An 18,657-nucleotide genomic window follows, 5' to 3' on the forward strand; every position below is an offset into this window, starting at 1 on the left:
GGGAGATCGGCAGATGGATTTCGGGATTCGCGGCAAGAGGGCGCTGGTCTGCGCCTCGTCGAAAGGGCTTGGGCGCGGCTGTGCCGAGGCGTTGGCGGGCGAGGGGGTGAGCCTCGTTCTGAACGCGCGCGGCGCGCAGGCGCTGGAGGTGACGGCGGCCGAGATCCGCGCGCGCTTCGGCGTGCCGGTCGAGACCGTGGCAGCCGACATCACCACCGAGGCGGGCCGCGCCAAGGTGCTCGCGGTGGCGGGCGAGGTGGATATTCTCGTCACCAACGCGGGCGGGCCGCCGCCGGGGGTCTGGACCGACTGGACCCGCGACGATTTCATCGCCGCGGTGGATGCCAACATGCTCACTCCGGTGGCGTTGATCCAGGCGCTGGTGCCGGGAATGATGGCGCGTGGCTGGGGGCGGGTCGTCAACATCACCAGCCGCGCGGTCAAGGCCCCGCTGGCGGCGCTGGGGTTGTCAAACACCGCGCGCACCGGGCTGACCGGCTTCGTGGCCGGCACTTCGCGGCAGGTCGCGGCCTCGGGCGTGACGATCAACAACCTGCTGCCCGGTTCGCACGATACCGACCGGATCCGCGCGATGGACGCGCGCAATGCCGAGCTCAAGGGCCTCACGGTTGAAGACCAGAAGACCGAACGGCTGACGACAAACCCGGTGGGCCGCGACGGCACGCCGGAGGAATTCGGCGCGGCTTGCGCCTTTCTTTGCTCGCAACAGGCGGCTTTCATCGTCGGCCAGAATGTTCTTGTCGATGGCGGCGAGGTCAACGCGACGATCTGATTGCGGCGCGCGGCGACCCCGGCGAGGCTTGCCCGCGGCGAAAATATGCTGTTATTGGCGGCGGGACTTGGTATTTCCGATAAGATTGATCGGGTAAGGGCGGATCGGCGCGCGTATGACACCACGGCTGGAAGTGAGAAACATCACCCGGCGTTTTGGCGGCGTCGCGGTGGTGAGCGATGTTTCGCTGAGCGTGATGCCGGGGCAGGTGACCTGCCTGCTCGGTCCCTCCGGTTGCGGCAAGTCCACCACTTTGCGGATCATCGCCGGGGTCGACTGGCCCGACGAAGGCGAGATTCGCATCGACGGCGAGCGCATCGTGGCCCCCGGCCTTTTCGTGCCGCCCGAAAAGCGCGGCACCGGACTGATGTTTCAGGATTTCGCACTGTTTCCGCACCTGAGCGTGTTCGACAACATCGCCTTCGGGCTTGGCGGCACCCGCACCGAGAAGCGGCTGAGGGTGCGCGAACTGCTCGAAAAGGTCGGGCTCCTGCGCTACATCGACGCCTACCCGCACGAGCTTTCGGGGGGGGAGCAGCAGCGCGTGGCGCTGGCCCGCGCGCTTGCGCCCAGCCCGCGCATCATGCTGATGGACGAGCCGTTTTCCGGCCTCGACAACCGGCTGCGCGACGGGATCCGCGACGAAACCCTCGCGATCCTGAAAGACGAGGCCACGGCGGTTCTGCTCGTCACCCACGAACCCGAAGAAGCCATGCGCATGGCCGACGAGATCGCGCTGATGCGCGATGGCCGGATCGTGCAGCAGGGCGCGCCCTACAATGTCTACAACGCGCCGGTGGACCGCGAAGCGGCGGCGTTCTTCTCCGATATCAACGTGATCCGGGGCCGGGTGCAGGGCCTGCTCACGGAAACCGCCTTCGGCAAGTTCATGGCACCGGGGCAGGCCGATGGCACCGAGGTCGAGATCGTGATCCGCCCGCAGCACATCAAGATCGACTTCGACCGGGGCGGGCAGGGCCCGGCACCGAGCCCCGAACACGGGGTCTGGGCGAAGGGCGTGGTGGAGCGTGCGCGGTTCATCGGCAAGGAAAGCCTGGTGGAATTCCGGATGGATTTCGACGGGTCGATGCTCAAGGCCACCGTCCCCAGTGTCTTTTTGCCGAAACCCGGCACGCATCTGTGGATCGCGATCCGCCGCGATCGCTGTTTCGTGTTCCCGGTGGTCCCAAAAAAGAACTGGCGCAAGCGCGCCGGTTGAGGCCGCACCGGCATTTTCTTGCGCGTCGTGCCGCTTTGGGGCTTTGAACTTTCGCCTCGAAGCAATAGATACGGGCGGGAGTTTGAAAAACGTTCCGCGAAAGGAAAGCGAATGTCTCTTGGGCCATGGCAAGTCTTGCTGATTGCGGTTGTTGTCCTCGTCCTCTTCGGGCGCGGCAAGATCGCCTCCTTGATGGGTGAAGTCGGCAAGGGGATCACTTCTTTCAAGAAGGGGATCGATGAAGGCAAAAAGGAAGTCGAAGATCAGGCGGCGGCCGATGCCAAGGACGTCACCCCGGAGAAGGACAAGGACAAGACCGACGTCTGATCTGATCCCGGGGGATCGCCCATGTTCGATATCGGATTCACCGAGCTTCTGGTCATCGGCGTCGTCGCGTTGATCGTGGTCGGGCCGAAGGACTTGCCGGGTATGTTCCGCACGCTCGGGCGGTTCACGGCCCGGTTGCGCTCGCTCGGACGGGAGTTCACCTCCGCGATGAACGCCGCCGCGGACGAGAGCGGCATGCGCGAGGCGTCGAAGGAGCTCAAGGGCCTTGCCAACCCGCGCAGCTACGGGCTCGACAAGCTCAACGAGGCCGCCGATTCCTTCGAGAAATGGGATCCGACCAAGCCATCGAAGCCGAAGGATGGCGAGACCAGCGAGAAAGCGATCTCGAAGGGGCTCGACCCGGACCGCGAGGCCGATATCGCGAAAATTCGCGAGGCCACCCGGAAAGCGGGGCAAGCCCGGCTCGACCGCGAAGCGGCAGAAAAGGCGGCTGCCGGAACCGCGAAGAAGCCGGTGAAGGGCAAGCCGCCGGAGCGGCCGAAACCCACGCCCAAGCCTGCGCCGGCTGCCAAGACCGACACCGGAGGTGAGGTGCCGGCGCAAGATGATGCGCCCGCGAAACCTGCAGCAAAGGCACCGGCGACGAAAAAGCCGGCGGCGAAAAAGGCGGCGACCGAAAAGCCTGCGTCGGCAAAGAAGCCTGCCGCGGCGAAACCCGCTGCTCGCAAGCCCGCCGCCAAGGCGACGACCGCCCGCACGACCAAGGCGCGACCCGCGGCAACCAAGACCGGGGCACAAACTCCTGACAAGGCCGACGACGCATGAGCCGCACCGATGACGAGATCGAAGACAGCTCCGCGCCGCTGATCGAACACCTTGCCGAATTGCGCACCCGCCTGATCCGCGCGGTGCTCTATTTCATCGTGGGATTCGTGATCGCCTTCGTCTTCGCGGGCACGCTTCTCGACTGGCTGCTGGTGCCGATCGAAGTGAGCATGCGCGCGCTGGGCAACCCCAACCCGGTGATGCAGTATACCGCGCCGCAGGAATACTTCTTCACGCTGATCCGCATCGCGATGGTGGCGGGGTTGATGATCTCCTTCCCTTTCGTCGCCAACCAGCTCTGGCGCTTTGTCGCCCCCGGCCTCTACAAGACTGAAAAGGCGGCATTCCTGCCCTTCCTGATCGCCTCGCCCGCGATGTTTCTCGCCGGGGCCGCGTTCGCCCATCTCGTCGTCACTCCGATGGCGATGAGCTTTTTTCTCGGCTTTGCCGATACTGCCTCGATCTTCACCGCCTTCTTCGATCCCGAGGCCGACGAGGGCGTGGAACTCTTGAAGCCGGGCACTGAGAAGGGCATCGACATCGTCTTTCAAGGCAAGGTGAACGAAACCCTCGACATCACGCTCAAACTGATCGTGGCTTTCGGACTGTCGTTCCAGCTGCCGGTTTTGCTCACGCTGATGGGCCGGGCGGGGCTTGCCACCTCCGCCGGCCTCGCGGGCGTGCGCAAATACGCCGTTGTCGGCATTCTCGTGCTCGCCGCCGTTGTCACCCCGCCCGACGTGATCACCCAGGTGATCCTCTTCGTGGTGGTCTACGGTCTCTACGAGGTGTCGATCCTGCTGGTGCGCCGCTTCGAGAAGAAGCGCGAGGCGGAATTGAAGGCCGAAGGGCTCTGGTTCGAGGACGACGAAGACACCGAGAACGACCCGATCTTCGAAGAGTTCGATGACGAAGAAGAGGCCGCAGACGCCGCTGAACACGGTGACGAGAGCGTCTGGGAAATCGACGATGACACCCCCGGCGACGACACCGGCGATGGCGGCAAGGGCGGCGAACCGGATGCGGACGACGAGCCGAAGAAGGGTTCATGACCGAAGCGCTCCTGACCCGCATCGCCGAGGCGCTTGAGCGGATCGCCCCGGCACCGCTCGCCACGCCCGACTTCACGGCGGCCGAGGCCTTTGTCTGGCATGTCGCGCCGGACCGGCTGGAGCCGGTGGACGAGGTGAGCCGGGTCGATATCGGGCTCCTTGTCGGCATCGACCGGTCGCGCGACACCCTGCTCGACAATACCCGCCGCTTCGCCCGCGGCCTGCCAGCCAACAACGCGCTGCTCTGGGGCGCGCGCGGCATGGGCAAGTCGTCGCTGGTGAAAGCGGTGCACGCGGCGGTGAACGGCGAGGGTTTCCCGCTCAAGATCATCGAGTTGCAACGCGAAGACCTGCCGAGCGTGGGCCGCCTCCTGGCCCATCTGCGCGGCGCGCCGCAGCGGTTCCTGCTGTTTTGCGACGATCTGTCGTTCAGCCATGACGACGAGCATTACAAGAGCCTCAAGGCGGTGCTCGACGGTGGCATCGAGGGGCGGCCCGGCAACGTGGTGTTCTACGCCACCTCCAACCGCCGCCACCTGATGCCGCGCGACATGATCGAGAACGAACGCTCCACTGCGATCAACCCCGGTGAAGCGGTGGAGGAAAAGGTTTCGCTTTCCGATCGCTTCGGGCTCTGGCTCGGCTTCCACCCCTGTTCGCAGGATGAGTATCTTGCCATGATCCGGGGCTATGCCGATGCCTTCGGGATCTCGATCGACGACGCGTCCTTGCGCGCCGAGGCGATCGAGTGGCAGGCCACGCGCGGCGCGCGCTCGGGCCGGGTGGCCTGGCAATACGTCACCGATCTCGCCGGGCGGCGCGGCGTGGCGATGCCGCGCGGCTGACGGCGCGGCACCACCCCCGGGACGAGATCATGGCGTCCCGGCCCCGCCGTCCCGCAGCACAGCGCGTTGAAGTTTTCCATTGGCCCCGCGCGGCAGGGTGTCGACCGCTGTGAAAATGCGCGGGCACTTGTAGTGCGCGAGCCGCGCATGGGCATGGGCCGAGAGCGTATCATCCGCAAGGGCAGCCGATTCGGGAACGTAGAAACAGCCGATCACGCTGGCGCTGTCCGACACCGCGATTTCCACGCAGGCCGCTTCGTGCACGCCGGGATGCGCCGCCATCGCCGCCTCCACCTCGATGGGCGAAACCCGGTAGCCGCCCGCGTTGATCATGTCGTCGTCGCGCCCGAGGTAGCGGATCGCGCCGCCCGGCGCCATCGCCGCGTTGTCGCCGGTGACGAACCAGCCGCCGCGATAGCGCTCCGCCGTGGCCTCGGGCGCACCGAGATAGCCCAGCATCAGCCCCGGATCGCCCGCGTCGATCGCGAGCAGCCCAGGCGCACCACGCTGCACCGGCGCGCCGTCCTCGCCCAGCACCGCCACCCGTCGGCCGGGCTGTGCGAAGCCGAGCGTGCCCTCCGGCGCGGGCTGGGCAGGGCACCCGGAGATGAAGGTGGAGCATTCCGACATCCCGAAGGCTTCGTGCAGCGCGGTGCCGGTGTCCGCCTCCCAGCCCGCCCGGATGGTTCCCGCGAGCTTTTCGCCCGCCGAAAGCCCGTGGCGCAGGGCCGGCAGCGGCGGCAGACCCGCGCGCAGCATCTGGCGAAACACCCCGGGTGCGGCGGCGAAGATCGTGGCCTCGTGCTCGGCCATCAGCGCGGGCAGATCGGCGGGGCGGGTGCCGGGGGCAGGGATGAGCGCGGTGGCTCCGCGGCTCCACGGGTCCATCAGCCCGGTGCCGAGGGTGTAGGTCCAGTTGAAGGCACCCGCGTGCATCACCCGGTCGTCCGGCCGCAGCCCATACCAACCCTCCGACATCATCCGCCGCGCCCAGATCGCGCGGTGGGCGTGGAGCACGGCACGCGGCTGGCCGGAGGTGCCGGAGGTGAAGACGGCATAGGCCGGGCGGTCCGGATCGCCCATCACGGCCTCTGCGGGCGTGTGCGCGGCGAGATCGTGCACCTCGGCCTCGCTCAGCACCGGGCAGGGCAGCGGGTCGGGCAGGGCGATCGCCGGCCCGGCCACGATCAGCCTCGGGTCGATGAGGGCCGCCATCGGGCCGATCTCAGGCGTCGTGAGTTGCGACGAGGTCGGCACCGGCACCAGACCCGCCGCGATGCAGCCGAGAAAGGCGAGCGGAAACTCCACGCTGTTGCCCAGCCGCAGGAGCACCCGGTCGCCCGGTGCAAGGCCCAACGCGGCAAGCCCGCCGGCGATCCCGCCGACGGCGCGCGCAAGGCGGGCAAAGCTCCAGTCGTCGCCCCCGCCCGGCCCGATGATCGAGAGCGCCACCTTGTCGGGCGTGGCCGCGCCGCCCGCGAGGACATGGGCCGCGAGGTTGAACCGGCGGGGCGGCGGGGCAAGGGCGGTGCCGGGGGCATCGACGGAGAGCATGGCGCAAATATGCCCGCCGGAGCCGTGCTTGCAAGTGGCCTGCGCAACCGTATATCAAGCGCCATGGACCCCTTGACCCCGCCCCAACCCAGCCTGATCCAGCTTGCCCGCCAGTCGGGCCAGGACGCGCCGGACCCTATGCCGCTCAACCTCGGCGAGCGGGTGCGCTCCTTGCGCAAGTCGCGTGGCTGGACCCTGGAGCAAGCGGCAAACCAGGCCGGGCTTGCCCGCTCGACACTGTCAAAGATCGAGAACGGCCAGATGAGCCCGACCTATGACGCGCTGAAAAAGCTCGCCGTGGGGCTGGAGATTTCGGTGCCGCAGCTTTTCACCCCGCCGCGCGAGGCCAAGGTTTCGGGCCGGATGACGGTCACGAAAACCGGCGAAGGCCAGGCCCATCCGACCGCGACCTACGAGCATGAATTGCTCGCGGGCGCGCTGACCAAGAAGACGATGCTGCCCTACCGCGCCCGGGTGCGCGCGCGCAGCTTCGACGAGTTCGACGGCTGGGTGCGCCACGACGGCGAGGAATTCCTCTACGTGCTGACCGGGGCGATCCGGCTGATCACCGAGTTCTACGAGCCGGTCGAGATGCGAAGGGGCGACAGCGCCTATTACGACGCCTCGATGGGCCACAACGTGATCTCGATCAGCGAGGAAGACGCCACCATCCTCTGGGTGACCTCGCTCTGAGCGAACAGGCACCGGCCGGGCTCGCGGCCACGCGATCGTGAGGCGTGCGTTTTTGGCCGCGAGGGGTCGTTTTCCGGGCGACGGGCCAAGCCCGGAATGTTACGGCGCGTCGGTATCTGTTAGGGATGGGCCATGTTCGACGTTCTGAAAAGTTCCTGGGCACTCTTGATCGGCGTGATGCTCCTGATGGTCGGCAACGGCATTCAGGGCACGTTGCTGGGCTTGCGTGGCGCGATCGAAGGGTTTTCGACCTACGAGATGTCGCTGGTGATGTCGGGCTATTTCGCCGGGTTCCTCGGCGGCTCGCGGGCCACGCCGGGGCTGATTCGGCGGGTCGGACACGTGCGCGTCTTTGCCGCCCTCGGCAGTTTCATCTCGGCGGCGCTGATCCTGTTTCCGGTGATCACCGATCCGATCGCCTGGACCCTGCTGCGGGTGGCGATCGGGTTTTCCTTCTCCGGCGTCTACGTCACCGCCGAAAGCTGGCTCAACCACGCCGCCACCAACCAGAACCGGGGCAAGGCGCTGTCGCTTTACCTGATCGTGCAGATGATCGGCATCATCGCGGCGCAGGGACTCGTGGTGCTGGCCGATCCGGGCGGGTTCATCCTGTTCATCCTGCCCTCGGTGCTGGTCTCGCTTGCCTTTGCGCCGATCCTGCTTTCGGTCAGCCCGACCCCCGCCTTCGCCACCGCCCGGCGGATGACCTTGCGCGACCTGGTGAAGATATCGCCGCTGGGCGTGGTCGGGATCATGCTCATCGGTGGGGTTTTCTCGGCCCTTTTCGGCATGGCGGCGGTGTTCGCCACCCAGGCCGGGCTGAGCATCGGACGTCTGTCGATCTTCATCGCGATGATCTACGTCGGCGGGTTGGTCATGCAATACCCGATCGGCTGGATTTCGGACCGGGTGGATCGCCGCGGCCTGATCCTGACGGTGGCGGCGCTCGGGGCGCTGGCGGCGCTGGTGCCGGTGATCCTGCCGGGCAACTACCCGGTGCTGATCCTGGCCGCGTTCCTGATCGGCGGCACCGCCAACCCGCTCTATGCGCTGCTGCTCGCCTACACCAACGACTTTCTCGAGGTGGAGGACATGCCCGCGGCCTCCGCGGGGCTGATGTTCGTGAACGGGGTCGGCGCGGTGGCAGGGCCGCTGGTGACCGGTTGGGCGATGACCACCTTCGGGCCGCAGGGGTTTTTCGTCTACCTTGCGGTGATGTTGCTGGCGCTGGTCGGCTACGGGCTGTGGCGCACCACCCGCCGCGCCTCGCCCTCGGTGGAGGAAACCCAGAGCTACGCCCCGGTGCTGCCATCGGCATCGCCGGTGGCGATGGACATGGCGCAGGAGATTTATGCCGAAGCGGTCGAAGAAGCCGCCGAGGATGGCACCTCCGACACAAATTGGCGAAGTGATGCGCAATAATCAGAAATCGGCTTGCGTGCATATGAAACTTTTGTAACGCTCGAATCGCCCGGTATAGAGAGGCAAGGAGGCATTGGGTGATGGTCAAACCCGAAGACGTTCTGGCGTTCTGGCTCGATGAAGTCGGCGCCAAGGGGTGGTACCAATCCGACGCGGTGCTCGATGAGCGCATTCGCGATCGGTTTGAAGCAGCATGGCGCAGCGCGCAGGCCGGGGCCTATTCGCTCTGGCTGACATATCCGACAGGGGCGCTGGCTTACGTGATCCTGCTCGACCAGTTCCCGCGCAACATGTTCCGTGGCGAGGCGCGGGCCTTCTCGTCGGACCATGCGGCCCTGGCGGCGGCGAAATGCGCCATCGACAAGGGCTGGGACATGAAGATCGACGAGCCCGCGCGCCAGTTCTTCTACCTGCCCCTGATGCACTCGGAAAGCCAGACCGACCAGGACCGTTGCGTCCGGTTGATGCTGACCCGGATGCCGGAAACCGGCAAGGAAAACCTCATGCACGCCAAGGCGCATCGCGAGGTGATCCGCCGTTTCGGTCGTTTCCCCTATCGCAATGCCGCGCTCGCGCGCACCGATACCGCGCATGAACGCAATTTCGAGCAGGCCGGCGGCTACGGGTCGGTTCTGCGCGAACTGCGGGCCTGAGCCAGATCTAGCCCGACCGGCAGGACGCGGCCGCCCCCTCGGCGGCCGCAGCCGTTTCTGCGCTTGGTGCATGGCAGCATCCCGCGCGCGTCATTGAATCCGCGGCAAAAATAGTTTAATGCCAAACTACTTTTCCCGAAGGAGGCGCGAATGGCCGGAAAGACGCAAGACCTGATCGTGATCGGCGCGGGGCCGGGGGGCTATGTCGCCGCCATCCGCGCGGCACAGCTCGGGCTCAAGGTGACCGTTGTGGAACGCGAGCATCTCGGCGGCATCTGTCTCAACTGGGGCTGTATCCCGACCAAGGCGCTGTTGCGCTCGGCGGAGGTGTTTCACCTGATGGAACGCGCCGGTGATTTCGGGCTCTCGGCCGACAAGGTCGGCTTCGATCTCGGCGCGGTGGTGAAACGCTCGCGCGGGGTGGCCAAGCAGCTTTCGGGCGGCGTTGGCCACCTTCTCAAGAAGCACAAGGTCGAGGTTGTGATGGGCACGGCAAACCTCGCAGGCAAGGGCAAGGTCGCCGTCAAGACCGACAAGGAAGAACTTGTTCTGGAAGGGAAAAACATCATTCTCGCCACCGGCGCGCGGGCCCGCGAACTGGCCGGGCTGGAGGCCGACGGCGATCTTGTCTGGACCTACAAACACGCGCTCCAGCCGCCGCGGATGCCGAAAAAGCTGCTGGTCATCGGCTCCGGTGCGATCGGCATCGAGTTTGCCAGCTTCTTCAACACGATGGGTGCCGATGTGACGGTCGTCGAGGTGATGGAGCGGGTGCTGCCGGTGGAGGACGCCGAGGTGTCCACCTTCGCGAAAAAGGCGTTCGAGAAACAGGGCATGACGATCATGGAGAAATCCACCGTCAAGAGCCTCGATCGTGGCAAGGGCAAGGTCACCGCGCATATCGAGCGCGGCGGCAAGGTGGAGAAGCACGATTTCGACACCGTGATCTCGGCTGTCGGCATCGTCGGCAACGTCGAGGGGCTTGGGCTCGAAGAGCAAGGCGTGAAGGTCGACCGCAGCCACGTGGTGGTCGACGAATACTGCCGCACCGGCGTGGACGGGGTCTTTGCCATCGGCGACATCGCGGGTGCCCCTTGGCTCGCGCACAAGGCCAGCCATGAAGGCGTGATGGTGGCGGAAATGATCGCGGGCGAAAAACCCCACCCGGTGCGCCCCGAGAGCATCGCCGGGTGCACCTATTGCCAGCCGCAGGTGGCCAGCGTGGGCTACACCGAGGCCAAGGCGAAGGAGCTCGGGTTTGAAGTGAAGGTCGGCAAGTTTCCCTTCATCGGCAACGGCAAGGCAATCGCGCTTGGCGAGCCCGAGGGCTTCGTCAAAACCGTGTTCGACGCGAAAACCGGCGAATTGCTCGGCGCGCACATGATCGGCGCGGAAGTGACCGAACTGATCCAGGGCTACGTGGTGGGACGCCAGCTGGAAACCACCGAGCAGGATCTCATGCAAGCCGTGTTCCCGCATCCGACCCTGTCGGAGATGATGCACGAAAGCGTGCTCGACGCCTGGGGCCGCGCGATCCACTACTGAGACCGCTGATCCAGATTTTTTCGCGCCCCGGAAACCATCGGTTTTCCGGGGCGTTTCATCTGCCGAAAGGGCACCCGGCCGCGCCACGAAAAAACCCCGCAGCCGGGTGGCCGCGGGGCGAGTGAGCGTCCGGGAGGGACGTTTGGAATGGCGTGGCTCAGGCGCGTTCGATGTTGCCGCCGGCCATCTGCCAGTGACCGAGGCCGCCGATGTTGTGCACCTCGTCGAAACCGTGCTGCTGGAACACCTGCGCGGCCATCGAGGAGCGCGCGCCGGAGGCGCAGTAGACAGCGATGGGCTTCGAGGTGTCGAGCGCGGGGTGGAAATCGGGCGACGACGGGTTGACCTGCATCTGCAGCACCGAGAGCGGAATATGCACCGCACCCTCGGCCTTTCCGGTCATCATCAACTCGTTGTGGTCGCGCACGTCGACGACGATGACTTCGCCGTTTTTCGATTTGGTAACAGCCTCTTGCGGCGACATCCGGGAGGCGGTGGCCTGGCGGCCCATCATGAAGTTCAGCATGGGTTTGGTCCTTTGCGGTCTGGTTGCCCCCGGCTCCTGTTCGCCTCGGCCGGTGACGGTGTTGCTCTGTTGACGACGATAATATTCACGTTTTTGAATATTACAAGACCCAGATATACGCCAGTGGTCACAAAAATGAGAGGCGCCACGGGGGCGCCTCTCGGGGGTGGTTCGCGCCGCCGTGTCGGGCAGTCAGGGTGCCGTGACGGTGAGCGGTTGGCGGGCGATCACGGTGGGATCGGTGCCGCGCACGAGGTAGCGCAATTCGTAGTCGCCCGGCGTGTCGGGCAACGCGAGCGTGACCGGGCTGCCGTTGCGCACGTAGCCGTAGCTTTCGTAGTCGCGCGGGCGCTCGCCGGGGCGGGCGATGGTGATGAGGTCGTCGTCGTAGGACGGCCCCTCGAACGCCACCGCCACCTCGGCCCCGGCCGGCCCCGAGGCCGGCGCGTCGAGGCGCGCGCTGACGGCGGTCACCGTGAGCGGCTGGCGCGCGATCACCCGCTTGTCGGCCCCGTCGAGTTGGTAGCGCACCTCGTAATCGCCGGGCAGGGTGGGCACCCGGATCTGCACCGGATCGCCTTCACGGACGTAGGCATAGGTTTCGTGTTGCCGGTCTGCGTCGTCTGGCCGGGCAATGGTGATGAGATCGCGATCCCCGCCCGGGCCGGTCCAGCCCACCGCGAGCGTGCTGGCGGAGGCAGCGCTTGCCGGGGCCGCCAGGGTTGCCGTCACCTCGGTGATGGTGATCGGCGCGCGGGCGATCACGGCCTTGCCGTTGTCATTGGCGACGTAGCGCAGTTCGTAGGCCCCCGGGGCGGTGGGGGCATCGAAACGGGCAGGGTTGCCGTTGCCGGTGTAGGCATAGGCCTCATAGCTGCCGTCATCGGCCCCGACTTCGGCGATCGAGATATAGTCGCTGCCGTAGTCCGGGCCGCTCCAGCCGACGCTCAGTTGCGAACCGGCGGCGGCCTCGGCCGGACCATCGAGGCTGGCGGCGACGGGCGTGAGCGTGATCGGGGCGCGGGCCAGCACGGTGCTGTCCTGGCTCATGACGTAGCGCAACTCGTAATCGCCCGGCGTCATCGGCAGGCGCAGGCGCACCGGGTTGCCGCTCTTGGTGTAGGTGTAACCCTCGTAGCGCCGATCGTCGCCGCCGGCCTCGGCAATGGAGATGTAGTCGTTCTGGGCATCGGGGCCGGACCAGTCGACGGTGATGGTCGCGCCCGCCGGGGCCTCTGCGGGGCCGGAAACGCTTGTCGCGGCGTCGGCCACGGTGATCGGCAGACGGGCCGCCACCCGGCCTGAGTCGCCGAGCACGTAGCGCAACTCGTAGTCGCCGGGCGTGGCGGGCATCGTCACCCCGGAGGGATTGCCGGCCTCGGTGTAGGCGTAGGTTTCATATTGTCCGTCATCGCTGCCCGGGCTGGCAACCGCGATGTAGTCGCGCGGGTAGTCCGGGCCGACCCAGGGCACCGGGGCGACCAGCCCGATCACCGGGTTTTCGGGGGCGGTGAGGCGCACCTCGATCGGGGTAACCTCGACCGGGCGGGTGGCGAGCACCTTGCCGCCTTCGGAGTGGATGTAGCGCAGCTCGTAACCGCCGGGGTCGGGCGGCATCTGCAGCCGGACGGCCCGATCGTCGCCATCGGCGACATAGATGTACTCGTGCCACTCGCTGCGGCCCATGTCGGGGCTGGCGACGGCGATGTAATCGCGCTCGGCCCCCGGCCCGGTCCAGCGCACGACAAGTTCCGCCCCGGCCGGGGCGCTGGCGGCGGCATCGAGGCTGGCATCGGGCAGGTTCTCCGACAACACCAGCGTCACGGTCATCGCGGCGTCATCGACCACGGTGAAGCGGGCCTCGGCGGTGGCCTCGTCGGAGACGCGCAGAACCTCGGCGCGCCCGTCGCCCGGCAGGATGTCAAGCAACGGGTTTGGGGCCATGTCGTTGACGGCGACCGGCCCCGCGGCATCAGTGGCGATGTTCCACACCAGCCCTTCGGTGATCTCCGGCCCGTTCTCGCCCGCAATCGCGCGGAAAGTGACCGGGGCGGGGATGATCTCCGGTTCCGGCTCGGGTTCGGGCGCCGCAACCACCACGTCGAGCGCCTGCGCCAGTTCGTCCGCGTTGCCCGCGGTGCGGAACATGCCCCCGGTCTCCTCGGCCAGGCATTGCAGTTGCGCCAGGGCTTCCGGTTCGGCGACGTCGAAGCCGATCACGTGCGCGGTGAAGCCCACCCCGGCGGTTTCAAGCTCGCGACCGACCGCGCAGGGGTCGAGATTGCAGGTTTCGATCCCGTCGGAGACGAGAATCACCGTTGCGCTCTCCTCGGTGTAGCGCAGGGCTTCCGCCGCCTGAATCACCGCCGCTGAAAGGGGCGTCTTGCCCTTGGGATTGATCGCGTTGACCGCCTCGGCGATCGCCTCGCGGTCGGTGCCCGGTTCGATCAGCAATTCGATATCCGCACAATCGCCCTTGCGCCGGTGGCCGTAGGACATCAGCCCCAGTTCCTGTTCGGCGGGAAGGGTGGCGAGCAGGTCGGCCATCACCTCGCGGGCGATCACGATCTTGTTCACCCCGTCGATCTGGCCCCACATCGACCCGGAGCCGTCGAGCACGATGATGGTGCGTGGCGCGCCCTGGGCGGTGGCAAGGCCGGGCAGGAGAAACAGGATAAGGGCCAGAAGACGCAGCATGATCATCTCCGATTCGCTGAATACGGGTATCGTGCCACTCTAGCGCGACGCGTGCTTTCGGATACCGATTGCTTCGATCGGCACGCCGTTGCCGGTCGGCCTCGCGTGTTTACTTTTTGTTCTCTTTTTCCGATTGGCGACGGCCGGGCTTTGGCGTATCAAGGCCGGGTCAGACGAGGTGGGCCATGGCCGAGCAGAAGTTCATCGAGGTGCGCGGCGCGCGCGAGCATAATCTCAAGAGCATCGACGTGGATATCCCGCGCGATGAACTGGTGGTGATCACCGGGCTTTCGGGCTCGGGCAAATCCTCGCTGGCCTTCGACACGATCTATGCCGAGGGCCAGCGCCGCTACGTCGAATCGCTCTCGGCCTATGCCCGGCAGTTTCTCGACATGATGCAGAAGCCGGACGTGGACCATATCTCCGGGTTGTCGCCTGCGATCTCCATCGAGCAACGCACCACCAGCAAGAACCCGCGTTCGACGGTGGGCACGGTGACGGAGATCTACGACTACCTGCGCCTCCTGTTCGCCCGCGCCGGCACGCCCTATTCGCCCGCCACGGGGTTGCCGATCGAGGCGCAGCAGGTGCAGGACATGGTCGACCGGGTCATGGCCATGCCCGAAGGCACGCGCGCCTACCTGCTCGCGCCGATCATCCGCGACCGCAAGGGCGAATACCGCAAGGAATTTGCGGAACTCCGCAAGCAGGGCTTTCAGCGGGTGAAGGTGGATGGCGGGTTCTACGAGCTCGAAGACCCGCCGAAGCTGGAGAAGAACTTCCGCCACGATATCGACGTGGTGGTGGACCGGATCGTGGTGCGCGAGGGGCTGGAGACGCGGCTGGCCGATTCCTTGCGCACCGCGCTCGACCTCGCCGACGGCATCGCGGTGCTGGAGACCGCGCCGAAGCCGGAGGACGGCGAACCCGAGCGCTTCACCTTCTCGGAGAAATTCGCCTGCCCGGTGAGCGGGTTCACCATCCCAGAGATCGAACCGCGATTGTTCTCGTTCAACGCGCCCTTCGGGGCCTGCCCGGCCTGCGACGGGCTGGGGGTAGAGCTGTTCTTCGACGAGCGCCTCGTGGTGCCCGATATCACGCTCAACGTCTATGACGGCGCGCTCGCCCCCTGGCGCAAGGGCAAGTCGCCCTATTTCCGCCAGACCATCGAGGCCATCGCAAAGCACTACGAGTTTGACCGCGACACGCCGTGGAAAGACCTGCCCGCCCATGTGCAGCAGGTGTTTCTCTACGGCACCGGCGAGGAGGAGATACGCTTCCGCTTCGACGAGGGCGGGCGGGTCTACGAGGTCACCCGCCCCTTCGAGGGGGTGATTCCCAACATGGAACGGCGCTACCGCGAGACCGATTCGAACTGGATCCGCGAGGAATTCGAGCGCTACCAGAACAACCGCTCCTGCGGCACCTGCGGCGGCTACCGGCTGCGCGAGGAGGCGCTGGCGGTGAAGATCGCCGGGTTGCACGTGGGCCAGGTGGTCGAGATGTCGATCCGCGAGGCCTTTGACTGGTGCGAGACGGTGCCCGCGCACCTCACGGCGCAGAAGAACGAGATCGCCCGCGCGATCCTGAAGGAAATCCGCGAGCGGCTCGGGTTTCTCAACAATGTCGGGCTGGAATACCTCACCCTCAGCCGCAACGCGGGCACGCTCTCGGGTGGCGAGAGCCAGCGCATCCGGCTTGCCTCCCAGATCGGCTCGGGGCTGACCGGCGTGCTCTACGTGCTCGACGAGCCTTCGATCGGGCTGCACCAGCGCGACAACGGACGGCTGCTCGACACGCTGAAGAACCTGCGCGACCAGGGCAACACCGTGATCGTGGTGGAGCACGACGAAGAGGCGATCCGCGAGGCCGATTACGTCTTCGACATCGGCCCTGGCGCGGGGGTGCACGGCGGCCAGGTGGTGGCGCAGGGCACGCCCGAGGACGTGGCCGCCAACCCCGCCTCGCTCACCGGGCAATACCTCACCGGCGCGCGCGAGATCGCCGTGCCCGCCAGCCGGCGGCCTGGCAACGGCAAGGCGGTGCGGGTGGAAAACGCCACCGGCAACAACCTGCAAGGGGTCTCGGTTGAGTTTCCGCTCGGGCAGTTTGTCTGCGTCACCGGCGTGTCGGGCGGCGGCAAGTCCACCCTCACCATCGAAACCCTGTTCAAGACCGCCTCGATGCGGCTGAACGGCGCGCGCCAGACGCCCGCGCCCTGCGATGCGGTGAAAGGGCTCGAACATCTCGACAAGGTGATCGACATCGACCAGCGCCCGATCGGCCGCACCCCGCGGTCCAACCCGGCCACCTATACCGGTGCCTTCACCCCGATCCGCGACTGGTTCGCCGGGCTGCCCGAGGCGCAGGCCCGCGGCTACAAGCCGGGGCGGTTCAGCTTCAACGTCAAGGGCGGGCGCTGCGAGGCCTGCCAGGGCGACGGCGTGATCAAGATCGAGATGCACTTCCTGCCCGATGTCTACGTCGAATGCGAAACCTGCAAGGGCGCGCGTTACAACCGCGAAACGCTGGAGGTGACCTTCAAGGGCAAATCCATCGCCGACGTGCTCGACATGACGGTGGAAGACGCGCAAACCTTCTTCAAGGCGGTGCCCTCGATCCGCGAGAAAATGGACGCGCTGATGCGGGTGGGCCTGGGCTACATCAAGGTTGGCCAGCAGGCCACCACGCTCTCGGGCGGCGAGGCGCAGCGGGTGAAACTCTCAAAGGAACTTTCCAAACGCGCCACCGGGCGCACCCTCTACATCCTCGACGAACCCACCACGGGGCTGCATTTCGAGGATGTCAGGAAGCTTCTCGAAGTGCTGCACGAGCTGGTCGAGACGGGCAACACCGTGGTGGTGATCGAGCACAATCTCGACGTGATCAAGACCGCCGACTGGATCATCGACATCGGCCCCGAGGGGGGTGACGGCGGCGGCAGGATCGTGGCCGAGGGCACGCCGGAAGACGTGGCGAGGGTGGCCGGGAGCCACACCGGGCATTACCTCGCCGAGATGCTGAAGCCGCGCCACAGGGCCGCCGAATGAGCCCCGCCGCGCCGGTGCTGGGCGTGCTCGCGGTGGCGCTTCGGCCGGGCGCGGCGCTCCTCGTGCAGCGTGCCAACCCGCCCGATCAGGGCCTGTGGGGCTTTCCCGGCGGCAAGGTCGAGGCGGGCGAAACCGTGGTCGACGCGGCCTTGCGCGAACTTGCCGAGGAAACCGGGCTTCGCGCCTGCGCGGGGCCCCAGCTTGGCAGCAAGGAGATCCTTCACCACGCGCCCGACGGGCGGCTGCTCTACCACTTCTTTCTCGTCGCGGTTGCCTGTGAGGGGGCTGAAGGCGAGCCCCGTGCCGCCGACGATGCCGCAGATGCGCGCTGGGTGCCCGACGCCGAGATCAAGGCGGGCGCGCTGGCGTTGTCGGAAGGGGTTCCGGCGCTGCTCGCCGCCGCCCGGGCGCGTCTGGGCTGATTTGCGAGCGGGCAGGCGGCAAACCGCATCGCGGCGGCCCTTGCCACGACCGCCGCGCGGACGCAAACTCCGGCTATGAACAGACGACCGAAAATCGGCCTGGCCCTCGGATCGGGCGGCGCGCGCGGCTGGTGCCACATCGGCGTGCTGAAGGCGCTCGACGAGATCGGCATCACCCCCGACGTGGTGGCGGGCACCTCGATGGGCGCGATCGTCGGCGCGGCCTGGGCCGGGCGGCGGCTGGAGGCGCTGGAGGACTGGGTGCGCGCGCTCACGCCCGGACGCTTCGTGTCGATGATGGACCTGCGGTTGCGGTCGGGCGGGCTGGTTGAGGCGCGCGAGATCGAAACCGTGCTCAAGGAATTGGGGGTGCCGGACCGGATCGAAGACATGGCCCACCCCTTCGCCGCCATCGCCACCGACATGGAGACCGGGCGCGAAATCTGGATCGACCACGGACCCACCTACAAGGCGGTGCGCGCCTCGGCGGGCATTCCCGGGGTGATGTGCCCGATCAATATCGACGACCGCTGGCTGCTTGACGGCGGGTTGGTGAACCCGGTGCCGGTATCGGCGGCGCGGGCACTGGGGGCGGAGGTGATCGTCGCGGTCAACCCCAACGGCAAGCCGCGCGGGCGTATCTGGCTGCCCCCCAAGCCGAAGCCGGGCGGAACCTGGGTGGCCTCGGTGTTGCCCGACGCCTTGCACGAGGCACTCGGCATCGACCCCGAGGCGAGCGCCAAGGCGATCACTCCGAATTACTTCGACGTGCTCAGCGCCGCCATCGACGTGATGACCGAGACGATCCGGCGCGCACGGTTTGCCGGCGAGCCGCCGCACGTGCAGTTGAACGGCGAATTCACGGCCCTGACCATGCTGGAGTTGCACCGTGGCCGCGAAGCGATCGCGCGCGGCGAGGAGATGGTGCGTGAAAAGGCCGATGAATTGCGCGCGGTCTGCCTGGGCGAATGGGCGTAGCGGCGACCGCGTTAAAGGGCGTCGGGCGCGGCCCGGCCGGCACGAAAACGGGCGCGCCAATCGCGCGCCCGTCTCGAAGGATCTGACGGTCGGCC

Annotated in this window: 16 protein-coding genes; 13 read left to right on the forward strand and 3 right to left on the reverse strand. The window is 66.9% G+C overall.

What is annotated here, in order from left to right; genetic code table 11:
• Window positions 1-13: 13 nt before the first annotated feature.
• The 6 genes from B9Y97_RS15715 (at window position 14) to B9Y97_RS15740 (ending at window position 5,022) form a co-directional block, all read left to right on the forward strand.
• Window positions 14-793, forward strand: a complete 780-nt coding sequence (locus B9Y97_RS15715; RefSeq protein ID WP_085527631.1) for an SDR family oxidoreductase — start codon at window positions 14-16, stop codon at window positions 791-793.
• 115 nt (window positions 794-908) lie between these two features.
• The gene (locus B9Y97_RS15720) at window positions 909-2,012 is read left to right on the forward strand and encodes an ABC transporter ATP-binding protein (RefSeq protein WP_085527632.1); all 1,104 of its coding nucleotides are present in this window, start codon (window positions 909-911) and stop codon (window positions 2,010-2,012) included.
• Window positions 2,013-2,123: 111 nt separating this feature from the next.
• Window positions 2,124-2,339: a twin-arginine translocase TatA/TatE family subunit gene (tatA, locus tag B9Y97_RS15725; RefSeq protein WP_085527633.1), complete on the forward strand. Its 216-nt coding sequence runs from the start codon at window positions 2,124-2,126 to the stop codon at window positions 2,337-2,339.
• 21 nt (window positions 2,340-2,360) lie between these two features.
• Window positions 2,361-3,125 (forward strand): Sec-independent protein translocase protein TatB, encoded by a 765-nt coding sequence (tatB, locus tag B9Y97_RS15730; RefSeq protein WP_085527634.1) that lies wholly within the window; start codon window positions 2,361-2,363, stop codon window positions 3,123-3,125.
• Window positions 3,122-4,177 (forward strand): twin-arginine translocase subunit TatC, encoded by a 1,056-nt coding sequence (gene tatC / locus B9Y97_RS15735; RefSeq protein ID WP_085527635.1) that lies wholly within the window; start codon window positions 3,122-3,124, stop codon window positions 4,175-4,177. The genes tatB and tatC overlap by 4 nt, the downstream gene beginning before the upstream one ends.
• Window positions 4,174-5,022: an ATP-binding protein gene (locus B9Y97_RS15740; protein WP_085527636.1), complete on the forward strand. Its 849-nt coding sequence runs from the start codon at window positions 4,174-4,176 to the stop codon at window positions 5,020-5,022. The genes tatC and B9Y97_RS15740 overlap by 4 nt, the downstream gene beginning before the upstream one ends.
• A gap of 27 nt (window positions 5,023-5,049) precedes the next feature.
• On the opposite strand, the gene B9Y97_RS15745 is transcribed toward B9Y97_RS15740, so the two are convergent.
• Window positions 5,050-6,576, reverse strand: a complete 1,527-nt coding sequence (locus B9Y97_RS15745; RefSeq protein WP_085527637.1) for a class I adenylate-forming enzyme family protein — start codon at window positions 6,574-6,576, stop codon at window positions 5,050-5,052.
• A 63-nt stretch (window positions 6,577-6,639) separates the two neighbouring features.
• Between B9Y97_RS15745 and B9Y97_RS15750 the strand changes: the two genes are divergently transcribed.
• The 4 genes from B9Y97_RS15750 to lpdA all read left to right on the forward strand — a co-directional run bounded on the left by B9Y97_RS15750 (window position 6,640) and on the right by lpdA (window position 10,889).
• Entirely contained in the window at window positions 6,640-7,269 is a 630-nt protein-coding gene (locus B9Y97_RS15750) for a helix-turn-helix domain-containing protein (protein ID WP_176224390.1), read from the forward strand.
• A gap of 132 nt (window positions 7,270-7,401) precedes the next feature.
• Entirely contained in the window at window positions 7,402-8,691 is a 1,290-nt protein-coding gene (locus tag B9Y97_RS15755; RefSeq protein WP_085527638.1) for an MFS transporter, read from the forward strand.
• A gap of 80 nt (window positions 8,692-8,771) precedes the next feature.
• Window positions 8,772-9,344 (forward strand): DUF924 family protein, encoded by a 573-nt coding sequence (locus B9Y97_RS15760; RefSeq protein ID WP_085527639.1) that lies wholly within the window; start codon window positions 8,772-8,774, stop codon window positions 9,342-9,344.
• Window positions 9,345-9,494: 150 nt separating this feature from the next.
• Window positions 9,495-10,889, forward strand: a complete 1,395-nt coding sequence (gene lpdA, locus B9Y97_RS15765) for a dihydrolipoyl dehydrogenase (protein WP_085527640.1) — start codon at window positions 9,495-9,497, stop codon at window positions 10,887-10,889.
• A gap of 157 nt (window positions 10,890-11,046) precedes the next feature.
• Here lpdA and B9Y97_RS15770 read toward each other — a convergent pair whose 3' ends face one another.
• Both B9Y97_RS15770 and B9Y97_RS15775 read right to left on the reverse strand, forming a co-directional pair.
• Complete coding sequence (locus tag B9Y97_RS15770) at window positions 11,047-11,415, reverse strand: rhodanese-like domain-containing protein (RefSeq protein WP_085527641.1); 369 nt, start codon at window positions 11,413-11,415, stop codon at window positions 11,047-11,049.
• A 192-nt stretch (window positions 11,416-11,607) separates the two neighbouring features.
• Window positions 11,608-14,112 (reverse strand): VWA domain-containing protein, encoded by a 2,505-nt coding sequence (locus B9Y97_RS15775; protein ID WP_176224391.1) that lies wholly within the window; start codon window positions 14,110-14,112, stop codon window positions 11,608-11,610.
• 185 nt (window positions 14,113-14,297) lie between these two features.
• Here B9Y97_RS15775 and uvrA point away from each other — a divergent pair, with 185 nt between their 5' ends.
• The 3 genes from uvrA (at window position 14,298) to B9Y97_RS15790 (ending at window position 18,562) form a co-directional block, all read left to right on the forward strand.
• Window positions 14,298-17,162, forward strand: coding sequence for an excinuclease ABC subunit UvrA (gene uvrA, locus B9Y97_RS15780; RefSeq protein ID WP_085527643.1), 2,865 nt, complete (start codon window positions 14,298-14,300; stop codon window positions 17,160-17,162).
• Window positions 17,159-17,584: an NUDIX hydrolase gene (locus B9Y97_RS15785; RefSeq protein ID WP_085527644.1), complete on the forward strand. Its 426-nt coding sequence runs from the start codon at window positions 17,159-17,161 to the stop codon at window positions 17,582-17,584. Before uvrA ends, B9Y97_RS15785 begins: the two co-directional genes overlap by 4 nt.
• 75 nt (window positions 17,585-17,659) lie before the next feature.
• Entirely contained in the window at window positions 17,660-18,562 is a 903-nt protein-coding gene (locus B9Y97_RS15790; RefSeq protein WP_085527645.1) for a patatin-like phospholipase family protein, read from the forward strand.
• Window positions 18,563-18,657 lie beyond the last annotated feature (95 nt).

It is taken from the genome of Maritimibacter sp. HL-12 (assembly GCF_900177545.1).
GTDB lineage: Bacteria > Pseudomonadota > Alphaproteobacteria > Rhodobacterales > Rhodobacteraceae > Sinisalibacter.

Bases quoted from the DNA above. Each gene is read 5' to 3' on its own strand.
- B9Y97_RS15775 (WP_176224391.1), bottom strand. From the start codon at position 14,112: ATGCTGCGTCTTCTGGCCCTTATCCTGTTTCTCCTGCCCGGCCTTGCC.
- B9Y97_RS15770 (WP_085527641.1), bottom strand. From the start codon at position 11,415: ATGCTGAACTTCATGATGGGCCGCCAGGCCACCGCCTCCCGGATGTCG.
- B9Y97_RS15715 (WP_085527631.1), top strand. From the start codon at position 14: ATGGATTTCGGGATTCGCGGCAAGAGGGCGCTGGTCTGCGCCTCGTCG.
- B9Y97_RS15745 (WP_085527637.1), bottom strand. From the start codon at position 6,576: ATGCTCTCCGTCGATGCCCCCGGCACCGCCCTTGCCCCGCCGCCCCGC.
- B9Y97_RS15785 (WP_085527644.1), top strand. From the start codon at position 17,159: ATGAGCCCCGCCGCGCCGGTGCTGGGCGTGCTCGCGGTGGCGCTTCGG.
- uvrA (WP_085527643.1), top strand. From the start codon at position 14,298: ATGGCCGAGCAGAAGTTCATCGAGGTGCGCGGCGCGCGCGAGCATAAT.
- tatC (WP_085527635.1), top strand. From the start codon at position 3,122: ATGAGCCGCACCGATGACGAGATCGAAGACAGCTCCGCGCCGCTGATC.
- tatB (WP_085527634.1), top strand. From the start codon at position 2,361: ATGTTCGATATCGGATTCACCGAGCTTCTGGTCATCGGCGTCGTCGCG.
- B9Y97_RS15720 (WP_085527632.1), top strand. From the start codon at position 909: ATGACACCACGGCTGGAAGTGAGAAACATCACCCGGCGTTTTGGCGGC.
- tatA (WP_085527633.1), top strand. From the start codon at position 2,124: ATGTCTCTTGGGCCATGGCAAGTCTTGCTGATTGCGGTTGTTGTCCTC.
- B9Y97_RS15760 (WP_085527639.1), top strand. From the start codon at position 8,772: ATGGTCAAACCCGAAGACGTTCTGGCGTTCTGGCTCGATGAAGTCGGC.
- B9Y97_RS15750 (WP_176224390.1), top strand. From the start codon at position 6,640: ATGGACCCCTTGACCCCGCCCCAACCCAGCCTGATCCAGCTTGCCCGC.
- B9Y97_RS15790 (WP_085527645.1), top strand. From the start codon at position 17,660: ATGAACAGACGACCGAAAATCGGCCTGGCCCTCGGATCGGGCGGCGCG.
- B9Y97_RS15755 (WP_085527638.1), top strand. From the start codon at position 7,402: ATGTTCGACGTTCTGAAAAGTTCCTGGGCACTCTTGATCGGCGTGATG.
- B9Y97_RS15740 (WP_085527636.1), top strand. From the start codon at position 4,174: ATGACCGAAGCGCTCCTGACCCGCATCGCCGAGGCGCTTGAGCGGATC.
- lpdA (WP_085527640.1), top strand. From the start codon at position 9,495: ATGGCCGGAAAGACGCAAGACCTGATCGTGATCGGCGCGGGGCCGGGG.